Annotated in this window: 22 protein-coding genes; 11 read left to right on the forward strand and 11 right to left on the reverse strand. The window is 57.1% G+C overall.

All coding sequences use genetic code 11. The features are described from left to right. The first annotated feature begins 70 nt into the window (after positions 1-70). On the forward strand, positions 71-1,036 hold the full coding sequence (locus BFG58_RS20980) for a LysR family transcriptional regulator (RefSeq protein WP_063622816.1): 966 nt from the start codon (positions 71-73) through the stop codon (positions 1,034-1,036). Here BFG58_RS20980 and aldB read toward each other — a convergent pair. From aldB to BFG58_RS21010, 6 genes are all read right to left on the reverse strand, one after another. Beyond that, complete coding sequence (aldB, locus tag BFG58_RS20985) at positions 1,033-2,571, reverse strand: aldehyde dehydrogenase AldB (RefSeq protein ID WP_048028094.1); 1,539 nt, start codon at positions 2,569-2,571, stop codon at positions 1,033-1,035. The genes BFG58_RS20980 and aldB overlap by 4 nt on opposite strands. A gap of 86 nt (positions 2,572-2,657) precedes the next feature. Next, the gene (gene selB / locus BFG58_RS20990) at positions 2,658-4,505 is read right to left on the reverse strand and encodes a selenocysteine-specific translation elongation factor (protein WP_069720502.1); all 1,848 of its coding nucleotides are present in this window, start codon (positions 4,503-4,505) and stop codon (positions 2,658-2,660) included. Beyond that, positions 4,502-5,887 (reverse strand): L-seryl-tRNA(Sec) selenium transferase, encoded by a 1,386-nt coding sequence (selA, locus tag BFG58_RS20995; protein WP_069720503.1) that lies wholly within the window; start codon positions 5,885-5,887, stop codon positions 4,502-4,504. The genes selB and selA overlap by 4 nt, the downstream gene beginning before the upstream one ends. A 103-nt stretch (positions 5,888-5,990) precedes the next feature. Then, entirely contained in the window at positions 5,991-6,599 is a 609-nt protein-coding gene (locus BFG58_RS21000) for a glutathione S-transferase (protein WP_045907894.1), read from the reverse strand. 90 nt (positions 6,600-6,689) lie between these two features. Continuing rightward, complete coding sequence (locus tag BFG58_RS21005; protein ID WP_025758413.1) at positions 6,690-7,826, reverse strand: HlyD family secretion protein; 1,137 nt, start codon at positions 7,824-7,826, stop codon at positions 6,690-6,692. Between the two features lie 2 nt (positions 7,827-7,828). Next, on the reverse strand, positions 7,829-8,185 hold the full coding sequence (locus tag BFG58_RS21010) for a DUF3302 domain-containing protein (RefSeq protein WP_024906600.1): 357 nt from the start codon (positions 8,183-8,185) through the stop codon (positions 7,829-7,831). 657 nt (positions 8,186-8,842) lie between these two features. On the opposite strand from BFG58_RS21010, the gene BFG58_RS21015 reads away from it, so the two are divergent. The 9 genes from BFG58_RS21015 (at position 8,843) to trmL (ending at position 18,930) form a co-directional block, all read left to right on the forward strand. After that, complete coding sequence (locus BFG58_RS21015; RefSeq protein WP_045907896.1) at positions 8,843-10,750, forward strand: PTS mannitol transporter subunit IICBA; 1,908 nt, start codon at positions 8,843-8,845, stop codon at positions 10,748-10,750. Between the two features lie 101 nt (positions 10,751-10,851). After that, positions 10,852-12,000: a mannitol-1-phosphate 5-dehydrogenase gene (mtlD, locus tag BFG58_RS21020; protein ID WP_045907897.1), complete on the forward strand. Its 1,149-nt coding sequence runs from the start codon at positions 10,852-10,854 to the stop codon at positions 11,998-12,000. Further along, positions 11,997-12,587, forward strand: a complete 591-nt coding sequence (mtlR, locus tag BFG58_RS21025; protein WP_045907898.1) for a mannitol operon repressor MtlR — start codon at positions 11,997-11,999, stop codon at positions 12,585-12,587. The genes mtlD and mtlR overlap by 4 nt, the downstream gene beginning before the upstream one ends. A gap of 58 nt (positions 12,588-12,645) precedes the next feature. After that, on the forward strand, positions 12,646-13,008 hold the full coding sequence (locus BFG58_RS21030; RefSeq protein WP_069720504.1) for a YibL family ribosome-associated protein: 363 nt from the start codon (positions 12,646-12,648) through the stop codon (positions 13,006-13,008). A 271-nt stretch (positions 13,009-13,279) separates the two neighbouring features. Beyond that, positions 13,280-14,935, forward strand: a complete 1,656-nt coding sequence (gene lldP, locus BFG58_RS21035; RefSeq protein WP_039267048.1) for an L-lactate permease — start codon at positions 13,280-13,282, stop codon at positions 14,933-14,935. Next, a complete protein-coding gene (gene lldR, locus BFG58_RS21040) occupies positions 14,932-15,705 on the forward strand; it encodes a transcriptional regulator LldR (protein ID WP_023294814.1) in 774 nt (257 codons plus the stop codon). The genes lldP and lldR overlap by 4 nt, the downstream gene beginning before the upstream one ends. After that, complete coding sequence (gene lldD, locus BFG58_RS21045) at positions 15,702-16,889, forward strand: quinone-dependent L-lactate dehydrogenase (protein ID WP_023334042.1); 1,188 nt, start codon at positions 15,702-15,704, stop codon at positions 16,887-16,889. The genes lldR and lldD overlap by 4 nt, the downstream gene beginning before the upstream one ends. 184 nt (positions 16,890-17,073) lie before the next feature. Next, positions 17,074-18,414 (forward strand): aromatic acid/H+ symport family MFS transporter, encoded by a 1,341-nt coding sequence (locus tag BFG58_RS21050; protein WP_069720505.1) that lies wholly within the window; start codon positions 17,074-17,076, stop codon positions 18,412-18,414. A gap of 45 nt (positions 18,415-18,459) precedes the next feature. Next, the gene (gene trmL, locus BFG58_RS21055; protein WP_069720506.1) at positions 18,460-18,930 is read left to right on the forward strand and encodes a tRNA (uridine(34)/cytosine(34)/5-carboxymethylaminomethyluridine(34)-2'-O)-methyltransferase TrmL; all 471 of its coding nucleotides are present in this window, start codon (positions 18,460-18,462) and stop codon (positions 18,928-18,930) included. Between the two features lie 32 nt (positions 18,931-18,962). Here the strand turns inward: trmL and cysE are convergent, their stop codons facing one another. From cysE to BFG58_RS21080, 5 genes are all read right to left on the reverse strand, one after another. Further along, complete coding sequence (gene cysE / locus BFG58_RS21060; RefSeq protein WP_008502718.1) at positions 18,963-19,784, reverse strand: serine O-acetyltransferase; 822 nt, start codon at positions 19,782-19,784, stop codon at positions 18,963-18,965. A gap of 75 nt (positions 19,785-19,859) precedes the next feature. Beyond that, positions 19,860-20,879, reverse strand: a complete 1,020-nt coding sequence (gene gpsA / locus BFG58_RS21065; RefSeq protein WP_045907901.1) for an NAD(P)H-dependent glycerol-3-phosphate dehydrogenase — start codon at positions 20,877-20,879, stop codon at positions 19,860-19,862. Beyond that, positions 20,879-21,346, reverse strand: a complete 468-nt coding sequence (gene secB / locus BFG58_RS21070) for a protein-export chaperone SecB (RefSeq protein WP_003860835.1) — start codon at positions 21,344-21,346, stop codon at positions 20,879-20,881. The genes gpsA and secB overlap by 1 nt, the downstream gene beginning before the upstream one ends. 32 nt (positions 21,347-21,378) lie before the next feature. Then, positions 21,379-21,630 carry a glutaredoxin 3 gene (gene grxC / locus BFG58_RS21075; protein ID WP_008502715.1) on the reverse strand — a complete coding sequence of 84 codons (252 nt, stop codon included), beginning with the start codon at positions 21,628-21,630 and terminating at the stop codon, positions 21,379-21,381. A gap of 11 nt (positions 21,631-21,641) precedes the next feature. Then, positions 21,642-22,073, reverse strand: a complete 432-nt coding sequence (locus BFG58_RS21080; protein WP_023309913.1) for a rhodanese-like domain-containing protein — start codon at positions 22,071-22,073, stop codon at positions 21,642-21,644. Positions 22,074-22,319: 246 nt separating this feature from the next. Between BFG58_RS21080 and gpmM the strand changes: the two genes are divergently transcribed. Beyond that, the gene (gene gpmM / locus BFG58_RS21085; protein WP_069720507.1) at positions 22,320-23,864 is read left to right on the forward strand and encodes a 2,3-bisphosphoglycerate-independent phosphoglycerate mutase; all 1,545 of its coding nucleotides are present in this window, start codon (positions 22,320-22,322) and stop codon (positions 23,862-23,864) included. The last annotated feature ends 23 nt before the right edge of the window (positions 23,865-23,887 follow it).

Below are 23,887 nucleotides of genomic sequence, written 5' to 3' on the forward strand. Positions count from 1 at the left end.
GTTACAAAATTGCCAATGCAACGCTGCGGTTTATATAATATTATATATAAAATCATATAGATGGGTGTGCATGATGAGTACATTACAGCTAAAACCACGCGAATTAAAAATTATCTCCGTCATCGCCGCCACCCACAGCATTGGTGATGCCGCCGCCCTGCTGGGTATGGCGCAGGCCAACGTCAGTAAATATCTGTCTGATTTTGAAACGCGGGTTGGGCTCAAGGTTTTTGAGCGCACCACGCGCCAGCTGGCCCTGACCCAGTTTGGTGAAGCGTTACTCCCCTACGTGAACGCCACGCTGGATAAGAACAGTCAGCTTGTTAATTTCATTGCTGATTATAAGCATGAAAAGCGCGGAAAAGTGACGATCTATGCCCCAACAGGTATCGTGACCTACCTCGCGCGACACGTGATCCATCAGATAGAAGACATCGGTGACATCCGTATCTCCCTGAAAACCTACAATCTGGACCGGAATGAATTTTCTGAAGGCGTTACCTTTCCGGATGACTGCGACATTTTAATTACCTATGCTCAGCCAAAAGACGAAAGTCTGGTTGCCAGCGTGCTGACAAAATATTCCGTTACGGCCTTCGCAACCGTAGAATATTTAAATAAACATCCCTTAACCGGACCTGAAGATTTAATTAATCACTCCTGTATTCTCATTGACTCCATGCTGGTCGATGATGCCAACATCTGGCGTTTCCGCGTGCACGGCAGCGATGACGTGCATGACTACCGGGTGACCGGTAATTATATTTGCGACAATACGCAGACGGCCCTGGAGCTGGCCAGAAATAATCTTGGGATTGTTTTTGCACCAAAAGAGAGTCTGAAAAAAGAATTAACGAAAGGCATGCTGGTCCCCTGCTTCCCGCATCAGGAAGAGTGGTGGCTCGATCTGACGGCCATCTTCCGCAAACGCGAATACCAGCCCTGGCGCGTGCAATACGTTCTGGATGGCGTCCTTAACTGCCTGCGCCAGCAAATTGCTCAGGCCGCCCACGGACGGCCTGAGCTTGGCGACTAGAACAGCCCCAGTGGTTTATCGGAATAGCTGACCAGCAGACATTTGGTCTGCTGGTAATGCTCCAGCATCATTTTGTGGGTTTCACGTCCGATGCCCGACTGCTTATAACCGCCAAATGCCGCGTGCGCCGGATAGGCGTGGTAGCAGTTGGTCCAGACGCGCCCGGCTTGAATGCCGCGGCCCATTTTATAGGCCAGATTACCGTTGCGACTCCAGACGCCTGCGCCCAGGCCATACGGCGTGTCGTTGGCAATCTCCAGCGCCTCCTCTATCGTTTTAAAGGTGGTCACGGCCAGCACCGGGCCGAAAATCTCCTCCTGGAAAACGCGCATGTTGTTCTGGCCGAAGAGGATCGTCGGCTCAAGGTAATAGCCGTCCTGCAGATCCCCTCCCAGCACCTTACGACGCCCGCCGGTGAGAATATCCGCCCCCTCTTTCTTGCCGATGTCGATGTAGTTGAGGATCGTTTCCAGCTGTCCGTGCGAGACCTGCGCCCCCATCTGTGTAACATTATCGAGCGGGTTACCGCTGCGGATAGACTCGACGCGGCGAATGGCCCGCTCCATAAAGCGCTCGTAGATGGATTCCTGCACCAGCGCGCGGCTTGGGCAGGTACAGACTTCGCCCTGGTTAAACGCAAACAGCGCAAACCCTTCCAGGGCTTTATCGAAGAAGGCATCCTCTTCCTCCATCACGTCCGCGAAGAAGATGTTCGGGGATTTCCCGCCCAGTTCCAGAGTCACCGGGATAATGTTCTGCGTGGCGTACTGCATGATCTGCTGGCCCACCTCCGTCGACCCGGTAAACGCCACTTTGGCGATACGTTTTGAGGTAGCCAGATATTCGCCTATCTCCCCGCCCGCGCCGTTCACTACGTTAATCACGCCCGGCGGCAGGAGATCGCCAACGATTTCCATCAGCAGCAGGACCGAGAGCGGGGTCAGACGCGCCGGTTTGAGCACAATACAGTTTCCGGCCGCCAGCGCGGGCGCCATTTTCCAGCTCGCCATCAGCAGCGGGAAGTTCCACGGAATAATTTGCCCGACGACGCCCAGCGGTTCGTGGAAGTGATACGCCACGGTGTCGCTGTCAACTTCGCTGATCCCGCCCTCCTGAGCGCGAATACAGGAGGCAAAATAGCGGAAGTGGTCAATAGCCAGCGGCACGTCAGCCGCCATCGTTTCCCGGATCGGCTTGCCGTTATCCCAGGTTTCCGCCGTCGCCAGCAGCTCCAGATTCTGCTCCATCCGGTCGGCGATTTTGAACAGGATCGCCGCCCGATCCTGCACGGAGGTGTGAGCCCATTTCTCTTTCGCTTTGTGCGCCGCATCCAGCGCCAGGTCGATATCACGCTTACCGGAGCTGGCAATCTCGCACAGCGGCTGGCCGGTAACCGGGGTCAGGTTGGAATAGTATTCGCCGTCGACGGGAGCGACCCAGTCGCCGCCAATAAAGTTGTCATAACGGGGCTTCAGCTTGAGGGGAAAACCATACTCGCCGGGCTGGATACGCGATGAGGGAGGATTGTTTGTCATGTCCGTCTCCTTGCTGTTGGTGTACAACAAGGGTAGTTCCGGCCGGCGATTTTCTCGCCAGCCGGTAACGGTGTTTACGACGGAGGTCACGGAGTTTCAGGAAATAATAACGAATCGCGTAACAGATGATCGTTACCGCGACGGCGGGTAAAGCCGATGCGGTTGAAGTATTCCAGGATCTGGATCGCCAGCTTGCGCCCCACGTTCAGCCGATCGCGGAAATCCGCGGCGCAGGTCGAACCGCGCGCCTGATCCAGCTCGCGGATCAGGTTGGCAAACGCCACAATGCGATCGTTACGGTAGTAACGATCTTTCACGATCGCGACGATTAGCCCCTGCTGCGCCGCATGGCGCAATACCTGGCGCATCACCTGCTCATCGGTGTTGGTTTCGTGAGCCAGATCGCGAACCCACCACGGCTCATCGCCAAACAGCGGGGCCGCTTTTTGCCATATGGCCTCTTGCTCGGTGGTGAACCCGGCCTTGTGATCCGGCAGGTGCAGCCAGCCGTGGTGGCTTTTAATCACGCCGCTTTCACGCATGTTTTCGATCAGCAGCAGCACCAGCGCATCGTCTTCCATCGGCAGCGCCATGCGTCGCAGACGCTCGCGCCCCGGGCCAGGCTCGTCCTGATGCTGTTCATGGTAAGTCGCAAGCGTGTTCAGTATCTTACGCTGCCAGTGCGCAGCAACCGGGGCATTGAGCAGGCTGTTGCCGGCCTGAATAAAGCCCGGCTCCTGGGTCAGCTGCCGTAAGCCTTCCCCGCTCAGCTGGCGTGCCCATGCAAAATCACGCAGGCTCACCGCTCCGCGATCGAGGTGCACCCGCAGCGCGGCGTTATCCTCTCTGGCGTCTGCCAGCGCGGCAAGCCACTGCAAATATTCCGGCTTACGCTTGCCGCGTCGGGGTGGGTTAAGCGCCACCACGCGCGCGCCCGCCAGCGTTTCCCTTGCAGAAATGTCACGCAGTACCAGACGATCGTTATCTGCCAGCCAGAGCGGCGAATCGAATACCAGCTCGGCAAGGTCGTTTTCCAGTAGCGACACGCGCCCGGTGATATGGCTTGCCGCGTGGTGAATATGCAGCGGCTGCCATTGGGTCAGCGGCATGTGTGTCTGCAGGGAGACAATCACGCGTTCAGACGGTTCCGGCGGGGCATCGGCCAGCAGCCAGTCTCCGCGATTAAGCTGCTCTTTTTCCGCATCCCCGGCAATGTTCAGCGCGATACGCTGCCCGGCGTGGGCACGGTCAGCGGGCTGGTTTTGTGCATGCAGCCCGCGCACGCGCATCGGTTTATTCACGCCCGTCAGCCAGAGCGTATCTCCCACGCTGACTTCACCACTCAGCGCGGTGCCGGTCACGACCAGCCCCGCACCTTTTACGGTAAACGCCCGGTCGATCGCCAGACGAAAACGATGATGGCTGGCGTGGTCGCGTGATGAAAGGTGCTGCAAATGGTGGCGAAGTTCGTCGATACCACGCCCTTCTGTCGCCACGGTGACAAAAAGCGATGCGTCGGCAAAACCATACTCCCGCAGGGTCGCCTGGACCGTTTCGCGCACCTCGCTGACGCGCGCATCATCCACGCGATCGGCTTTGGTCAGCGCCACGGTCAGCTGCGGGTTGCCGGTTAGCTGCAGGATCGCCAGGTGCTCGCGGGTTTGCGCCATCACGCCGTCATCGCAGGCCACCACCAGCAGGGCATGATCGATGCCACCCACGCCCGCCAGCATGTTGGACAGAAACTTTTCATGCCCCGGCACATCAATAAAGCCCAGCACGCGACCATCAGGCTGGGGCCAGTAGGCATAGCCCAGATCGATGGTCATGCCGCGCTTTTTCTCTTCCGGCAGGCGATCGGCGTTTACGCCGGTAATGGCCTGCAGCAACGTGGTTTTTCCGTGGTCGACGTGACCGGCGGTGGCAATAATCATTTCAACAACATCTCCAGAAATCGCTCTTCATCTTCAAGGCAGCGCAGATCCAGCCACATTCGGCCGTCGTAAATCCGCCCGATAACCGGCGTCGAGAGACCGCGCCAGCGCGACGACAGCGCCTCAAGCTGGCTGCCGCGCCCGTCACGCGGTGTGAACGTCAGCGCCTCACTCGGTAGCCTGTCCACCGGCAGCGACCCGCTGCCAATCTGCGACTGGCAGGGCTCAATGCGAACGTCAAAATCGGGGTAGTGCGCGGCGACGCGCGGCAGCAGCAGTTCGGCCTGGGCGCGAATCGAGGCGGCATCGCGGCTTAACAGACGCAGCGTGGGCAGACGGTCAGCCAGTTTTTCCGGGTGGAGATAGAGCCGCAGCGTCGCTTCCAGCGCGGCAAGCGTCATTTTATCGGCGCGCAGGGCGCGCTTAAGCGGGTGCTGCTGCAGCTGCGCAATCAGCTCGCGCTTGCCGACGATAATCCCGGCCTGCGGCCCGCCCAACAGTTTGTCGCCGGAAAAACTGACCAGGCTAACGCCCGCCGCAATCATCTCTTGCGGCATCGGCTCTTTTGGCAGCCCGTACAGGCTCAGATCCACCAGCGAGCCGCTGCCGAGATCGGCAATCACCGGTATATTCAGTTCGCGCCCAATCGCCGCCAGCTCCGCCTCTTCAACCGTTTTGGTGAAGCCTTCAATATGGTAATTGCTGGTGTGAACCTTCATCAACAGGGCGGTATTTTCATTCACCGCCGCGCGATAGTCTTTCGCATGGGTACGGTTTGTCGTGCCCACTTCATGCAACGTGCAGCCTGCCTGGCGCATCACGTCCGGAATACGAAACGCCCCGCCAATCTCCACCAGCTCGCCGCGGGACACCACTACCTCTTTACCACTGGCGGTGGCCGCCAGCATCAGCAGCACCGCGGCGGCGTTGTTATTCACAATGCAGGCATCTTCCGCGCCGGTCAGCTGGCACAGCAGCTCCGCCAGCGCGCGGTCGCGGTGCCCGCGCCCGGCACCGTCCAGATCGTACTCCAGCGTCACGGGCGTTCGCATGGCCTGCACAACCGCGGCAACGGCCTCTTCCGCCTGCTGCGCGCGCCCCAGGTTGGTATGCAGCACGGTACCCGACAGGTTTATCACCGGGCGTAACGCGCTTTGCGCCTTCTCATCCAGCCGCTGTTCAACTTCCTGCTCCCACGCGCTACACCAGTCGGGCAAGGCGTTTTCTGCCTGAATCGCGCAGCGGGCTTCGTCCTGAAGCAGGCGTAACATTTCCACCGTCGCGGTATGGCCGAAACGCTCAACAACAGCATGAATGCGGGGTTCGCGAAGAAGACGGTCGGTAGCGGGGATCTGGCTGTACAGCGAATGATGAGTAGTCATGAAAGCGCCTGGCGAGTAAATATCTTCCCCCCTCCCGACGGGAGAGGGAGTTAACATGTGAGGGGATTGTACCGCCTCCGACGGCGAAGTGTTATAACCCGCGTCAAGCCTTTGGCGGTTCGGTACGGGCAAAGCTCTCGCGACTAAACAGCGTGTCTGCAAGCTTCACCAGCAGCGGACGGTCGACGCACCAGCCCGGGGAGACGCGGCGGAAGTTGAGATAACCAATCGCGCAGGCGATGGCGATGGTCCCCAGGTTCAGGCTGTCGGTGTCGATCTTACCCTCCCGGATTAGCTGTTCGCATCTGTCCAGGCTGCGGCTGATTTTTTCCCGCTGGCGTAACAGTTCCGTTTCCGACTGCTGGGCGGCGGGCCTTGCCTGTTCCCGTACGGAGGTTAACGCCGCATCCATAATGCCATCGGCCAGGGCTTCAACCTGCTTCACCGCCAGCGCCGCTTTTGGGTCTGCTGGAAGCATTGCCGGGGCAACGCCCAGCAGCTCGATATACTCCGCAATAATCGGGGAATCAAACCAGTATTCGCCCTCGTCCGTGACCAGCGCCGGGACTTTCCCCAGCGGGTTGTACTGCGCGACGCCGTTTTCCGCGTTGTAGGGCTGTTCATTCACGAATTCAAATTCAATCCCCTTCTCCAGCAGGAGAATCGAGATTTTTCGCACGAAGGGACTGGTATAGCTGCCGATGAGTTTCATTGCCTGATCCTTGATGCCGGAAAAAAGTCAGTATGGATCAAGCGATGAAAAAAGGGCAGGTCTGCATGTCGCATTCCTGCCCTGGAAGGATTAGTGATCGAGGTAGAGGTAGTGCATCCAGCTGGTCATACGCAGCAGTACTTTACGCATAACCGAGACGTGGGCGAAGTGGTCCGAATAGACCGCCACCTGGGCATAGATACCGTCCGGCAGGGCATCGACTTCCGCGTTGGGTTCCAGCTCAATAAGTGCCTGAACGCCGTCCGTTCCCGGCACCACCGTCAGCGACTGCAGCGCGCCCTGCGCCTGATAGGTTCCCCCCGGCACCACCGGCAGAATACTGGTGAGCTTCCCGGAGAACACCTGGCCCGGCAGCGCGTTAAACACCACTTCCGCTTCATCGCCCGGCTTCAGACGCAGCAGAGAGTTCTGGCGGAACTGGGCCACAATCTGACGCTTCTGTTCAGGAATGAAGACCATTACCGGACGCAAAGGCAGCGCGGCGGCATAGGTTCCCGGACGAATCAGTACCTGAGTGATATAACCATTGCTCGGCGCACGCACCACGGTCTGGTCCAGGTTATATTTGGCTTCGGCAAGCTGGGCACGTAACGACGCAATCTGCGACTGTTCACCGTTCACCATGCTGTCTAACTGGCTTTGAATCTGCACCTGCTCAGCCACGGAGCCTTTCACCAGCGCATCCTGTGCCAGATAGTTCTGACGCGCGTTGTCGATATCGCTTTCAGAGAACGGATTCACCTTCGCCTGGCTGCCTTTCAGGTAGCGCTGATAATCTTTATAGAGGCGATCGCGTTCAGCGGAGACGCGTGTGGTATTGGCAACGGCTTCCGCCAGCTGCGCTTTCAGATTATCGATATTGTGCGTCGCGGTCACCAGGTCAGCCTGAAGTCTGTCGACGCGCGCCTGATAGCGGCCTGGATCCAGTTTAAATAACACTTCGCCTTTTTTAATTAGCTGGTTATTTTTATCGGTCACTTCGCTGACCACACCGGTCACCTGCGGCGTGATTGGAATAGAAATAACCGCTTTTTGCGCCGTAAAGGTATACGGGTGGTTATAGTTCATTAACAGAATAAGTCCGGCAACAATAAATACGCCGCCTAATGTTGCGGTGGCAAGCGTCCACTGGTTGACCGGAATTCGGAATATTTTAAAGATGGCCCAGGCAAATGCCACGTAGGTCAAAATAATCAACAGATCCATGATTAGCGCTCCAGCGTGTTCTTATCAGCAGCAGGCTTTACCGCGGCCAGCTTTTGTTCGAGTTCCGCCACGCGTTTGGCGAGCGCATCCATGCCCGGGACTTCATCAGGCTTTGTGATGTGGTTTTGCATGCCCCAGCCGCGATCTTCGCGGTACAGCGTGGCCCAAATCCACAGGAATGGCCAGATGGCATGGAGCGTAAACAGGCTAATCCAGCCAGCCGTATGAATGGCATCGGCATGCGGATGGTTACGCTTTTTGGCCATATTATAAGGAATATCATGGATGGCGATGATTCCGTAAAAGAGAACCAGAAATACAAAAATCAATACGCCCAGCGCAAAATAGTTGAGAAACATATTCTCCTCACTTAAAAAACGTCAACTCATTAAATTAATAAAACGGTACGCAACCTAATTAATTTTTTATAAACACGGGGTTGTGCTTACTATTTCCGAGCCGGGGAGTATCGGTTTTTATAATATCTCCATGCAAGTTTATAAGCGTGTCAAAATATATCCTGAATAATAATAGACTTAACCTTACAATATGAGCGTAATCCACCTTTTAACTTTTCGCCATACCACACATCAAAAGTGGTTTTTTAGCTTATCGTGTCGTGCAATCTCATCCTGGCGCTGAATCGCGAAGCAGAGTTTGCCGCCGATCACAGCCGGAGAAATCCGCATAAAAATATTTTGTGAAATCAGTCACAATCCAGAAACAAACCCATCAGAACAAAATGTGACAACAATCACATAAAAGGGTGGATTTTGCTTTTTTTGTCGCCATTGTATTTTTTTTGCCCACGAATTTTGTGATTGAGATCACTCCATTGATATCCCTACCCCCTGCCTTTACGTGATGTGCATCACACAAATTTTCCCTGTCTGGACAGTTGAACGATTCAGTGCCAGATTTCACAGCATCAGAACAGGGTCCGGCTACCTCTGCCGCCTCATTAACAATAAACCTCGGGCCGCAAGCCTAAGCGTAAACAGAAGAAGGGGTGTTTTATGTCATCCGATTTCAAGATCAAAGTTCAAAGCTTTGGTCGTTTCCTCAGCAACATGGTGATGCCAAATATCGGCGCGTTTATCGCGTGGGGTATCATCACCGCATTGTTCATTCCGACAGGGTGGTTGCCTAACGAAACGCTGGCGAAACTTGTTGGCCCAATGATTACCTATCTCCTGCCGCTGCTCATCGGTTTCACCGGGGGTCGTCTGGTGGGCGGTGACCGTGGTGGCGTCGTGGGTGCTATCACCACCATGGGTGTTATCGTCGGTGCAGATATGCCGATGTTCCTCGGTGCGATGATTGCCGGTCCTCTGGGCGGCTGGGCGATTAAGAAATTCGACGTCTGGGTTGATGGTAAGATCAAATCCGGCTTCGAAATGCTGGTGAACAACTTCTCTGCGGGCATCATCGGGATGATCCTCGCCATTCTGGCGTTCCTCGGCATTGGCCCTGCGGTTGAAGTGCTGTCCAAAATTCTGGCGGCAGGCGTTAACTTCATGGTGGCGCACGAGATGCTGCCGCTGGCGTCTATCTTCGTTGAACCGGCGAAAATCCTGTTCCTTAACAACGCCATCAACCACGGCATCTTCTCGCCGCTGGGTATCCAGCAGTCTCACGATCTCGGCAAGTCTATCTTCTTCCTGATTGAAGCCAACCCGGGTCCTGGTATGGGCGTTCTGCTGGCGTACATCTTCTTTGGCCGTGGCAGCGCTAAACAGTCTGCTGGCGGTGCGGCGATCATCCACTTCCTGGGCGGTATTCACGAAATTTACTTCCCTTACGTGCTGATGAACCCACGTCTGATCCTGGCCGTTATCCTCGGCGGTATGACCGGTGTGTTCACCCTGAGCGTGCTGGGCGGCGGTCTGGTTTCTCCGGCCTCTCCGGGTTCTATCCTGGCGGTACTGGCGATGACGCCAAAAGGCGCTTACTTCGCGAACCTCGCGGCTATCTTTGCGGCAATGGCCGTCTCCTTCGTGGTCTCTTCTATCCTGCTGAAAACCAGCAAAGTGAAAGAAGATGATGACATCGAAGCCGCAACCCGTCGTATGCACGACATGAAAGCCGAATCCAAAGGCGCGACGCCACTGGCAGCCGGTGATGTCTCTAACGACCTGAGCCACGTGCGTAAAATCATCGTTGCCTGCGACGCCGGTATGGGTTCCAGCGCAATGGGTGCAGGCGTGCTGCGTAAGAAAGTGCAGGATGCGGGCCTGACCAACATCTCCGTGACCAACAGCGCCATTAACAGCCTGCCGCCGGATGTTGACCTGGTTATCACGCACCGCGACCTGACCGAACGCGCCATGCGTCAGGTACCACAGGCACAGCACATTTCGCTGACCAACTTCCTCGACAGCGGCCTGTATACCAGCCTGACCGAACGTCTGGTTGCCGCGCAGCGTCACGAAGACAACGAAGTGAAAGTGCGTTCGAGCCTGCAGGACAGTTTTGACGAGAGCAACGCCCACCTGTTTAAGCTGGGTGCGGAAAACATCTTCCTCGGTCGTACCGCGGCCACCAAAGAAGAAGCGATTCGCTTTGCCGGTGAGCAGCTGGTGAAAGGCGGCTACGTTCAGCCTGAATATGTCGACGCGATGCTGGAACGCGAAAAACTGACCCCGACCTATCTGGGCGAATCCATCGCGGTGCCGCACGGTACGGTTGAAGCGAAAGATCGCGTCCTGAAAACCGGCGTCGTATTCTGTCAGTACCCGCAGGGCGTTCGCTTCGGTGAAGAAGAAGACGACATCGCCCGTCTGGTGATTGGTATCGCCGCTCGCAACAACGAGCACATTCAGGTGATTACCAGCCTGACCAACGCGCTGGATGATGAGTCCGTCATTGAGCGTCTGGCCAACACCACCAGCGTTGAAGAAGTTCTGGCTCTGCTTAACAAATAACGGTACTCCTCCCTCTCCCCCCCGGGGAGAGGGCTAGGGTGAGGGGAAAACGTTCCTCACCCCAGCCCTCTCGGGTAAAAACATTGATGAAGGTTAACACTATGAAAGCATTACATTTTGGCGCGGGTAATATCGGTCGTGGTTTTATCGGTAAACTGCTGGCAGACGCGGGCATTACCCTGACATTCGCCGATGTGAATCAGGTTGTCCTGGATGCCCTGAATGCCCGTCATAGCTATCAGGTCCATGTGGTCGGTGAAAACGAGCAGGTTGAGACAGTATCTGGCGTCAACGCGGTCAGCAGTATCGGCGACGACGTTATTGACCTTATCGCCAGTGTCGATCTGGTCACCACCGCCGTGGGTCCGGTTGTGCTTGAGCGCATCGCCCCTGCGGTCGCGAAAGGCCTGGCAAAACGTAAAGCGCAGGGTATCGACACCCCGCTGAACATCATCGCCTGTGAAAACATGGTGCGCGGCACCACGCAGCTGAAAGGCCACGTGCTCAACGCTGTGGCAGATGAAGATAAAGCCTGGGTGGAAGCGCACGTCGGTTTTGTGGATTCCGCCGTTGACCGTATCGTCCCGCCGTCAGAATCTGCGACCAACGATCCGCTGGAAGTGACCGTAGAAACCTTCAGCGAGTGGATCGTCGATAAAACCCAGTTTAAAGGCGCGCTGCCGACCATTCCGGGAATGGAATTAACCGATAACCTGATGGCATTTGTCGAACGCAAACTCTTCACGCTGAACACCGGGCATGCTATAACCGCGTACCTCGGAAAATTGGCCGGTCATCAGACCATTCGTGACGCGATCCTCGATGAGAAGATCCGCGCGGTGGTAAAAGGGGCAATGGAAGAGAGCGGCGCGGTGCTGATTAAACGCTACGGTTTCGATGCGGATAAACATGCAGCATACATCCAGAAAATCCTCGGTCGCTTTGAAAACCCGTATCTGAAAGATGACGTTGAGCGCGTGGGCCGCCAGCCGCTGCGTAAGCTGAGCGCGGGTGACCGCCTGATTAAGCCGCTGCTGGGCACGCTGGAATACGGTCTGCCGCACGCCAACCTGGTGAAGGGGATTGCCGCCGCAATGCACTACCGCAGCGAGCAGGACCCGCAGGCGCAGGAACTGGCTCAGCTGATTGATACCCAGGGCGCGCAGGCTGCGCTGGCGCAGATTTCCGGTCTGGACGCCAACAGCGACGTGGTTGTGGAGGCGGTTAACGCATACAACGCAACCAAATGATGCACAATGCGGCGCAGGTTAGCCTGCGCCCGGATAACAGATTGTCAGATATGCAGGCAATAATGGAACAAACCCAGGCCTTTGAAAATCGTGTGCTTGAGCGTCTGAATGCTGGCAAAACCGTACGAAGTTTCCTGATTGCCGCCGTCGAGCTGTTAACCGAGGCGGTGAATATCCTGGTGCTTCAGGTGTTTCGCAAAGACGACTACGCGGTAAAATATGCTGTAGAACCGTTACTGGACGGAGACGGACCGCTGGGCGATTTATCCGTGCGTCTGAAACTGATTTATGGTCTTGGCGTGCTGAACCGCCAAGAGTATGAAGATGCGGAGCTGCTAATGGCGCTGCGCGAAGAACTCAACCATGACGGTAATGAATACACCTTCACCGACGATGAAATCCTGGGGCCGTTCGGCGAGCTGCACTGCGTCACCGCGCTTCCTCCGGCACCGCAGTTTGATAACAGCGACCCTGAGCTCTACGCGATGCAAAAGCTGCGTTATCAACAGGTTGTCCGTTCCACAATGGTTCTGTCCCTGACTGAGCTGATTTCCCGAATCAGCTTAAAAAAAGCGTTTCAGAAGTAAGCCTGCTCACATTGGTGTATCCTTCCCTGTAAATTCCCCGTTTTCAGAGTTATTTGTCATGAAAGAAGTCGAAAAGAACGAAATTAAACGCCTGAGCGACCGTCTGGATCTCATCCGCCACCAGATGGCGGGCCTGTCACTGGTCGAGTCCGCCGAGAAGTATGCCGAGCTTGAAAAAGAGACCGTAAAGCTGGAAGCGGAGATCGAGCGCCTGCGCGAAGTCAAAGGCCAGAAGCTGAGCAAAGAAGCGCAGAAGCTGATGAACATGCCGCACCGTCGTGCGATTACCAAAAAAGAGCAGGCCGACATGGGCAAGCTGAAGAAAAGCGTCCGTGGTCTGGTGGTGGTTCACCCGATGACCGAGCTTGGCCGCGAAATGGGCCTGAAAGAGATGACGGGTTTTTGTAAGACGGCGTTCTGATTTCATGCCGGGTGGCGCTGCGCTTACCCGGCCTACTCTTTTCCCCTTCGTGTGAATTGGTCCAACCAATAGCGCAACCAATCCTCCCCCGGTTCACAATTCTATTATTTCCGCTCACAAAACCATTGCTAGCTCATAACATCTGGTTAACCATTCATTGTCATTAACCCTACAACACAATATTGGCAGGACCACTTTTACACAGACTGTGACGCAGAGATGAGCGGAGACTCACCCGCGGCGCAGGCTGTCTGGTCCCCAGGAGACCTGCATGAGCCTCTGGCAACAAAACTACGACCCGGCCGGCAATATCTGGCTGTCGAGCCTGATCGCATCGCTTCCGATCCTGTTCTTCTTCTTTGCGCTGATTAAGCTCAAACTGAAGGGCTACCTTGCCGCGACGTACACCGTCGCCATCGCCCTGCTGGTGGCGCTGTTCTTCTACAAAATGCCGGTCGATCGCGCGCTGGCCTCCGTCGTCTACGGTTTCTTCTACGGCCTGTGGCCGATTGCGTGGATCATCATCGCCGCGGTCTTTGTCTATAAAATCTCGGTGAAAACCGGGCAGTTCGACATTATCCGCTCGTCGATTCTCTCCATTACGCCGGACCAGCGCCTGCAGATGCTGATTGTCGGCTTCTCCTTTGGGGCGTTTCTGGAAGGCGCGGCAGGCTTTGGCGCACCGGTGGCGATCACCGCCGCGCTGCTGGTGGGCCTGGGCTTTAACCCGCTGTATGCCGCAGGCCTGTGCCTGATTGTGAACACCGCACCAGTGGCGTTTGGCGCGATGGGTATTCCGATTCTGGTTGCGGGCCAGGTGACCGGCCTGGACAGCTTTGAGATTGGCCAGATGGTGGGGCGCCAGCTGCCGTTCCTGACCATTATCGTTCTGTTCTGGATCATGGCGATTATGGACGGCTGGCGCGGCGTGAAGGAGACCTGGCCTGCGGTGATGGTGGCGGGCGGTTCGTTCGCGATTGCCCAGTACCTCAGCTCGAACTTCCTTGGCCCGGAACTGCCGGACATCATCTCTTCGCTGGTTTCCCTGGTCTGCCTGACGCTGTTCCTGAAACGCTGGCAGCCGGTCCGTATTTTCCGCTTCGCCGACATGGGCGCCTCGCAGGTCGATCAAACCCTGGCCCGCACCGGTTATACCGCAGGACAGGTGATTCGCGCCTGGTCGCCGTTCCTGTTCCTGACCGCCACGGTTACGCTGTGGAGCATCCCGCCGTTTAAAGCCCTGTTCGCCCCGGGCGGCGCGCTGTACGACATGGTGATTAACGTTTCGGTACCGTTCCTCGACAAGATGGTCGCCCGTATGCCGCCGGTGGTGCACGCCGCCACGCCGTATGCCGCAGTCTATAAATTCGACTGGTTCTCCGCCACCGGGACCGCCATCCTGTTTGCCGCTATTCTTTCCGTGGTGTGGCTGCGCATGAAGCCTGCGGCCGCGGTGCAAACCTTTGCGGCGACCGTTAAAGAGCTGATGCTGCCGATCTACTCCATCGGCATGGTGCTGGCGTTCGCGTTTATCTCGAACTACTCCGGCCTCTCATCAACGCTGGCACTGGCGCTGGCGCATACCAGCCACGCCTTCACCTTCTTCTCGCCGTTTCTCGGCTGGCTGGGGGTGTTCCTGACCGGTTCCGATACCTCGTCTAACGCCCTGTTTGCCGCGCTGCAGGCCACGGCAGCCCAGCAGATTGGCGTGTCGGACGTCCTGCTGGTGGCCGCAAATACCACCGGCGGCGTGACCGGGAAAATGATCTCCCCACAATCCATCGCCATTGCCTGTGCGGCGGTGGGACTGGTCGGTAAAGAGTCGGATCTGTTCCGCTTTACCGTGAAACACAGCCTGATATTCACCTGCATGGTCGGGGTGATCACCACCCTGCAGGCCTATGTCTTAACCTGGATGATCCCATGATAGTGATGCCCAGACGCCTGTCCGACGAGATTGCCTCTCGCGTGCGGGCGCTGATTGAAGAACAACAGCTGGAAGCGGGCATGAAGTTGCCCGCCGAACGCCAGCTCGCCGCCCAGCTTGGCGTGTCGCGCAATTCACTGCGCGAGGCGCTGGCGACGCTGGTCAGCGAAGGGGTGCTGGTAAGCCGTCGCGGCGGCGGCACCTTTGTACGCTGGCAGCATGACGACTGGTCCGAGCAAAACATCGTTCAGCCGCTGAAAACGCTGATGGAGAACGACCCGGACTACAGCTTCGACATCCTTGAAGCGCGTCACGCCATCGAAACCAGTACCGCCTGGCACGCGGCCATGCGGGCAACCGACGCCGACAAAGAGAAACTCATCGCCTGCTTTGAGGCCACGCAAAGCAGCGACCCGGACATCGCCTCCCAGGCGGACGTGCGTTTTCACCTGGCGATTGCCGAAGCGTCGCATAACGTCGTGCTGCTCCAGACCATGCGCGGGTTCTTCGACCTGCTGCAATCCTCCGTGAAGCAGAGCCGCCAGCGTATGTATCTGGTTCCGCCGGTGTTTGCCCAGCTGACCGAACAACACGAGGCGGTGCTCAACGCTATTCTGGCCGGTGATGCCGAAGCCGCGCGCAAAGCGATGATGGCGCATCTCGGTTTCGTGCATACCACCATCAAACGATTCGATGAAGACCAGGCTCGACAGGCGCGTATTACCCGTCTGCCTGGCGACAGTGATATTTCCAGGGAGAACAAAGCATGATCATTTCAGCAGCCAGTGACTATCGCGCCGCGGCGCAGCGCATTTTGCCCCCGTTCCTGTTCCACTATATCGACGGCGGAGCGTATGCCGAATACACCCTTCGCCGCAACGTGGAAGATCTGTCGGAGGTGGCTCTGCGCCAGCGCGTGCTGAAGAATATGTCTGACCTGAGCCTTGAGACAAAACTGTTTAACGAAACGCTTTCCATGCCCGTCGCGCTCGCACCTGTCGGTTTATGCGGCATGTACGCCCGTCGCGGTGAAGTGCAGGCCGCCGCCGCCGCAGATGCTAAAGGCATTCCGTTTACCCTCTCTACCGTCTCGGTTTGTCCGATTGAAGAGGTCGCCCCGACCATCAAGCGGCCAATGTGGTTCCAGCTGTACGTCCTGCGCGATCGCGGCTTTATGCGTAACGCGCTGGAGCGCGCCAAAGCGGCGGGCTGCTCCACGCTGGTCTTTACCGTTGATATGCCGACCCCCGGCGCACGCTATCGTGATGCCCACTCCGGCATGAGCGGCCCAAATGCGGCGCTCCGCCGCTACTGGCAGGCGGTAACGCATCCACAGTGGGCGTGGGACGTTGGCCTGAACGGTCGTCCACACGATCTGGGCAACATCTCGGCGTATCTGGGTAAACCCACCGGGCTGGAGGATTACATCGGCTGGCTGGCGAATAACTTCGATCCGTCCATCTCCTGGAAAGACCTGGAGTGGATCCGCGAATTCTGGGATGGCCCGATGGTGATCAAAGGGATCCTCGACCCGGAAGATGCCCGTGATGCGGTCCGCTTTGGCGCAGACGGGATTGTGGTCTCTAACCACGGCGGACGCCAGCTCGACGGGGTGCTCTCCTCCGCCCGCGCCCTGCCGGCCATTGCCGATGCGGTGAAAGGCGATATCGCCATCCTGGCCGACAGCGGGATCCGCAACGGGCTGGACGTGGTGCGCATGATTGCGCTGGGTGCCGACAGCGTGCTGCTGGGACGCGCGTATCTGTATGCCCTGGCGACGGCCGGTCAGGCAGGCGTGGCGAATCTGCTTAATCTGATCGAAAAAGAGATGAAGGTGGCGATGACGCTGACCGGTGCGAAAACCATTAGCGAAATCAGTAAGGATTCCCTGGTGCAGGAGTTAAGCAAATTACCGGCCGCGCTGGCTCCGCTTGCTCAGGGAAATGCGGCCTGAATTCTCACCCACTTTAAATTCTCTTTCTCACGCGTCCGATCTCCCCCTCGGGCGCTTTTTTATGCCAAAAATAACATCCAGATAACATATTGGATAAGAAAATTTGACATATACATGCCGTCCGCAATTGTATAGACAAGCAAAGACAAGAACACAAAAACAACATCACATCAGAGGGGAGCGTATGACCTATTCAGGTAAGGTGGATATTCAGCAGGTGATCGACGACAGTCGCTTTTCAGGGTTTCACTGGCTACTCATTGTGCTGGGCTTTCTGGTTCTGGCGATCGATGGCTTTGATACGGCGGCAATGGGCTATATCGCGCCCACGCTGTCGGCAGAATGGGGGATCCATAAACAGGATCTGGGGCCGGTGCTGAGCGCGGCGCTGCTGGGGCTGTCGTTGGGCGCGCTGATCGCCGGTCCGGTATCGGACCGGATGGGCCGCAAGCGCGTACTGGTCTTTTCGTGTCTGTTCTTCGGCCTGGCAAGCCTGGGCACGGCCTGGGCGCAAAGCCTCAACACCCTGACGCTGTGGCGCTTTCTGACGGGCCTGGGGCTCGGCGCCGCCATGCCTAATGCCATTACGCTGATCTCCGAGTTTGCCCCCCAGCGCTGCCGCGCCATGGCGATTAATACCATGTACTGCGGCTTCCCTCTGGGTGCGGCGGGCGGCGGCGCGATCTCGTCCTGGCTTATTCCCCACCACGGCTGGCGAAGCGTGCTGCTGACCGGCGCAATTGCGCCGCTGATTTTAACGCTGCTGCTGGCACTGCTGTTGCCGGAGTCGGTGAAGTTTCTGGTGCAGCGCGGGAAAGACGTCATGCAGGTTCGCCGTATCGCCAGCCGGTTCGCCCATAGTACGCTGGAGGGCGTCACGGGCTTTTTCCTGGCGGAGGAGAAAACCGCGTCTAAAAAAGGGAGCGTGTCGCAGCTGTTTTCGATGCCCTGGCTGCCCGGCACCCTGATGCTATGGGTGACCTACTTTATGGGGCTGGTCATCTACTACGTCCTGCTGAGCTGGATGCCGACGCTGATGCAGGGTATGGGTTATGCGCTGGCGGAGTCCGCCTGGCTCACCTCGCTGTTCACCTTCGGCGGCACGGCCGGCATTCTGCTCGCCGGCTGGATGATGGACCGCTGGGAAGCGCACAAGGTTGTCGCGGGCGGGTTTATCCTGACGATGGGGCTGATCCTGCTACTCGGCATGGAGCATAACCATATCGCCCTGTTTGGCGGGTTGATTTTCCTGATGGGGATCGCGATGAACGGCGCGCAGTCGGGCATGCAGACCCTGGCCGCCACCTTTTATCCCACCGAGTGCCGCGCGACGGGCATCGCCTGGATGCAGGGGATTGGCCGCTTTGGCGGCGTGGCGGGCACCATGACCAGCGCCCAGCTTCTTTCGATGCAGTGGCAGGCAGACAGTATTTTAATGATCCTCAGCGTGCCCGCCCTGCTAGCCGCGGCGGCAACTGTCTACAAAATGCTGTACAGCCGCTCTCAGGAACCCGGCGTCGCGTAGTTCCTCTCTTTTCTGCTATCCTGCCCCCGCAATTAAGGGGGCAGCATGCTTAACATCGTTTTATTCGAACCAGAAATTCCGCCGAATACCGGCAATATTATCCGCCTGTGCGCCAACACCGGTTTTCGTCTGCACATCATTGAGCCAATGGGCTTTACGTGGGACGACAAACGCCTGCGCCGCGCGGGGCTGGATTATCATGAATTTACCGCCGTTATTCGCCACCACGATTACGCCGCGTTTCTGGAAGCTGAGCTGCCGCAGCGCATGTTCGCCCTGACCACCAAAGGTACGCCAGCGCACAGCGCCGTAAGCTATCAGGAGGGTGACTATCTGATGTTTGGCCCGGAAACCCGCGGCCTGCCTGCCACGATTCTGGATGCCCTGCCCGCTGAGCAGAAAATCCGTATTCCGATGATGCCGGACAGCCGCAGCATGAACCTGTCGAATGCGGTGTCGGTAGTGGTGTATGAAGCATGGCGCCAGTTGGGTTATCCTGGCGCTATTCTAAGGTAGGCCCGGTAAGCGCAGCGCCACCGGGCAAAATGTCAGATGCCGTCACCATACTCAAACGTATGGTGAATACCGTTGAAGTGCTGATCCATATCCATGGACGGCTTGTCGCTGTCTGGCTTACCGACGATGCGCGCCGGTACGCCAGCGGCGGTGGTGTGCGGCGGAACCGGCTGGAGCACCACGGAGCCTGCGCCGATCTTCGCGCCGCGCCCGACTTCGATATTGCCGAGGATTTTGGCACCCGCGCCTATCATCACCCCTTCGCGAATTTTCGGATGGCGATCGCCGCTGGTTTTCCCGGTACCACCCAGGGTAACCGACTGCAGGATCGAGACGTCGTCTTCAATCACGGCCGTTTCCCCGACAACAATCCCGGTGGCGTGGTCGAGCATGATCCCACGGCCAATCTTCGCCGCCGGGTGAATATCAACCTGAAACGTCACGGAAACCTGGTTTTGCAGGAAGATGGCCAGCGCGCGGCGGCCTTCATTCCACAGCCAGTGCCCAATGCGGTACGCCTGCAGAGCGTGGAAGCCTTTCAGGTACAACAGCGGGGTAGAATATTTATCGACCGCCGGGTCACGCGTGCGCACGGCCTGGATATCACAGGCGGCAGACGCGATCATTTCCGGGTCAGCGGCGTAAGCCTCCTCCACCACCTCACGAATGGCAATCGCGGGCATGATCGAGGACGCCAGCTTGTTGGCGAGCATATAGCTGAGCGCGCTGCCGAGGTTTTCGTGCTTAAGTAGCGTTGCGTGGTAGAAACTGGCCAGCATAGGCTCACAGTCGGCCAGCGCCCGGGCTTCGGCTTTAATGTTGTTCCAGACGATATCCAGTTCTTCACACGGCATTGCTAACTCCAGACGATAGTATAATGACCAGCCAGTTCTGCGCTGGCTGGGTCATTCAGGTGACAACGGTTCCGACTAGTTACTGCTGCGCTCGTCCTTGCGCGCACGACCTAATAAGGTCAATGCTGCCTCGCGCGCATTTTTTCCGCAATACAATACCTGATAAATTTCCTCGGTTATTGGCATTTCGACACCGAAACGGTGCGCCAACTCGCGGACTTCTTTGGTATTGCGGTAGCCTTCAACCACCTGACCAATCTTCTCCTGCGCGTCTTTCACATCGCTGCCCTGTCCGAGCATCATGCCAAAGCGGCGGTTACGAGACTGGTTGTCGGTACAGGTCAACACCAGGTCGCCCAGGCCAGCCATCCCCATAAAGGTGGCCGGATCCGCACCCAGCGCTTCGCCCAGGCGGGACATTTCGGTCAGCCCTCGGGTGATCAGCGCCGTACGGGCGTTAGCACCAAAACCAATGCCGTCGGACATCCCGGCGCCAATCGCAATGACGTTCTTCACCGCTCCGCCCAGCTGCACACCGATAAAATCGGGGTTGCTGTAGACGCGGAAGCTCTTGCCGCAGTGCAGCAATTGCTGGAGATCGTCGGAGAAGGCCTGGTCGGTGGAGGCCAGCGAAATCGCCGTCGGCAGGCCAGCGGCCAGCTCTTTGGCAAAGGTCGGGCCGGAGATGACCGCCAGCGGGATCGCATCACCCAGCGCTTCGCGGGCAACGTCCTGCAGCAGGCGTCCGGTTTCGGCTTCCAGTCCTTTTGTCGCCCAGACAATACGCGCATCCGGGCGCATCAGCGGCTTAATCTGACGCAGCACGTCGCCAAAGACATGGCTCGGAACCACAATCAGAATGTTGCGGCTGGCCGCCAGCGCGGTCGCAAGGTCGCTTTCAAGGTGCAGGGAGTCAGGGAACGGAACGTCCGGGAGAAACGCGACGTTGCAACGATCGCGCTGCAGCGTGGCGATATGTTTTGGGTCGTGGCCCCACAGGACCACCTCGTGACCATTTCTTGCCAGAGTAATGGCAAGAGCGGTGCCGTATGAGCCGGCACCGATCACAGTCATTGACGCATTAACAGTGCTCATCAGGCATCCTGATGTTGTTCAGCACCTTCGCCAGCCTGCTGCTGCAGATAGTTCATGAACAGCGCATCAAAGTTAACTGGCGCAAGGTTCAGTTGCGGGAATGTACCGCGAGAAACCAGGCTGGTGATGCATTCACGTGCATACGGGAACAGAATGTTCGGGCAGTACGCACCCAGGCAATGCGCCATCTGGTTGCCTTCGATGCCGCCGATAGAGAAGATACCGCCCTGCTGTACTTCACACAGGAATGCAGTTTCTTCGCCCAGAGAGGCGGTAACGGTCACACGCAGCACGACTTCATACACGTCATCTGCCAGCTGGGTAGATGCGGTATCCAGATCAAGTTTAACCTCTGGCTGCCAATCTTTCTGGAAAACGTGTGGCGCATTTGGCGCTTCGAAAGAGACATCTTTGGTGTAGATACGCTGGATCTGGAAAGTCATCTCGGTGTTGTTTTGTTCTGACATGGAAATACCCTTTTTAATTGTCCTAAAGTCTCTTAGCTCAGCAGCGGATCGAGTCCACCACGGGCGTCGAGCGCATACAAGTCATCACAGCCGCCAATGTGCTGCGCATCAATAAAAATCTGTGGAACCGTCGTACGACCACTACGTTGGATCATCTCTTCGCGTTTAATCGCGTCACCGTCGATCGGCAGTTCCTGGAACGTGACGCCTTTACTGTTCAGCAGCGCTTTCGCACGATGGCAGAACGGGCACGTCGCTTTGGTATAGATCTCAATATGGGCCATGACTGAACTCCTTATTTACCGCGCACCAAAGGAAGATTTTCCCCGCTCCAGCCGGAAATACCTTCTTTCAGCACCGTTACGTTTTCGAAGCCTGCTTTATGAAGCGCGCTGGCAGATTCCTGTGCCTGCATGCCGGTCGCATCCACAACGATAATCGGCTGGGCTTTGTGTTTTTCAAGCTCACCGACGTTGTTCGCTTTGATTTCAGCTGGCAACAGGTTGATTGCGCCCGCAATGTGACCTTTGCGGAAATCGTCACGCTGACGCAGATCGACAACGACGGCATCTTCTTTGTTAATCAGACGCGTCGCTTCACCACGGGTGATAACCTTAATCTTAGACGTCAGGCTCTTAAATGTGGTGAACAGCACAGCAGCCAGCAGGCCAATCCACGCGATGCTCAGAACCGGATGGCGGCTAACGAATTGCATAATTTCTTGCATGGAGGGTAACTACTCCCGACTAAGTGATAAAAAAACCAGGACAGGAGTATACCTGTGCGTTCTGGCAAATACAGCCAGCGACCCTAACCTAATCCATTTTCTGCGGCATGCCACCTAAAAAAATGCCTCAAAATGGTCTGGTCAGCATCTTGCCCCTGCGCTTTCTTTGATCTTCCGCGGCTATTTGATCGATTCAGCTGTAGTAAAATTACGCAAATTTTGACTCTTGAGCATGAGGTTGTCGCAATGTCGGTTTCTAAAAAACCTATGGTACTGGTGATTCTGGATGGCTATGGCTACCGTGAAGACAGCCAGGATAACGCTATTTTCAACGCCAAAACCCCGGTCATGGATGCCCTGTGGGCAAAACGTCCGCATACGCTGATTGACGCGTCTGGCCTGGAAGTGGGCCTGCCGGACCGCCAGATGGGCAACTCCGAAGTCGGTCACGTTAACCTGGGCGCCGGGCGTATTGTGTACCAGGACCTGACGCGTCTGGATGTTGAAATCAAAGAACGCACCTTCTTCTCCAACCCAACGCTGTCTGGCGCGGTTGATAAAGCCGTTGCCGCTGGCAAGGCCGTTCACATCATGGGCCTGCTCTCTGCTGGCGGCGTTCACAGCCACGAAGATCACATCATGGCGATGGTTGAGCTGGCCGCTGAACGCGGTGCGGAAAAAATCTATCTGCACGCCTTCCTGGACGGCCGCGACACGCCACCACGCAGTGCAGAAGGCTCCCTGAAAGCCTTTGAAGACAAATTCGCCGCGCTGGGCAAAGGCCGCGTGGCCTCCATCATTGGTCGTTACTACGCCATGGACCGCGACAACCGCTGGGATCGCGTTGAACAGGCCTATGACCTGCTGACCCTGGCAAAAGGGGAATTCCAGTTCGCGACCGCCGTTGAAGCGCTGGAAGCCGCCTACGCACGTGATGAAAACGACGAATTCGTGAAAGCATCCGTGATCCGTGCTGAAGGCCAGGCCGATGCCGCGATGGAAGACGGCGATGCACTGATCTTCATGAACTTCCGCGCTGACCGCGCGCGCGAAATCACCCGTGCGTTCGTCAACAGCGACTTCGACGGTTTTGCCCGTAAGAAAGTGGTAAACATCGACTTCATCCAGCTGACCGAATACGCGGCAGACATCAAAGCCCCATGCGCTTACCCACCTGCCTCGCTGGCCAATACCTTCGGTGAGTGGATGGCGAAGAATGACAAAACGCAGCTGCGTATTTCCGAAACGGAAAAATACGCACACGTGACCTTCTTCTTTAACGGCGGCGTTGAAGAGCCGTTCAAAGGCGAAGAGCGCATTCTGATCAACTCCCCGAAAGTCGCCACTTACGATCTGCAGCCAGAGATGAGCTCTGCAGAATTGACTGAAAAACTGGTTGCGGCCATCGAGAGCGGTAAGTACGACACCATCATCTGTAACTACCCGAACGGCGACATGGTCGGTCATACCGGGGTGATGGAAGCGGCAGTGAAAGCGGTTGAAGCGCTGGACCACTGCGTTGAGCAGGTGGCGAAAGCAGTTGAATCCGTTGGCGGCCAGCTGCTGATCACCGCGGATCACGGTAACGCTGAACAGATGCGCGACCCGGCGACCGGCCAGGCGCACACCGCCCACACCAACCTGCCGGTTCCGCTGATTTATGTGGGTGATAAATCAGTGAAAGCCGTAGCAGGCGGCAAGCTTTCTGACATCGCGCCAACCATGTTGTCGCTGATGGGGATGCCGATCCCTGAAGAGATGACTGGTAAGCCGCTGTTCATCGTGGAATAATCGCTCCCCATGAGGGGAAAGGC

The organism is Enterobacter sp. ku-bf2, from assembly GCF_001742765.1.
GTDB classification, from domain to species: domain Bacteria; phylum Pseudomonadota; class Gammaproteobacteria; order Enterobacterales; family Enterobacteriaceae; genus Enterobacter; species Enterobacter quasiroggenkampii.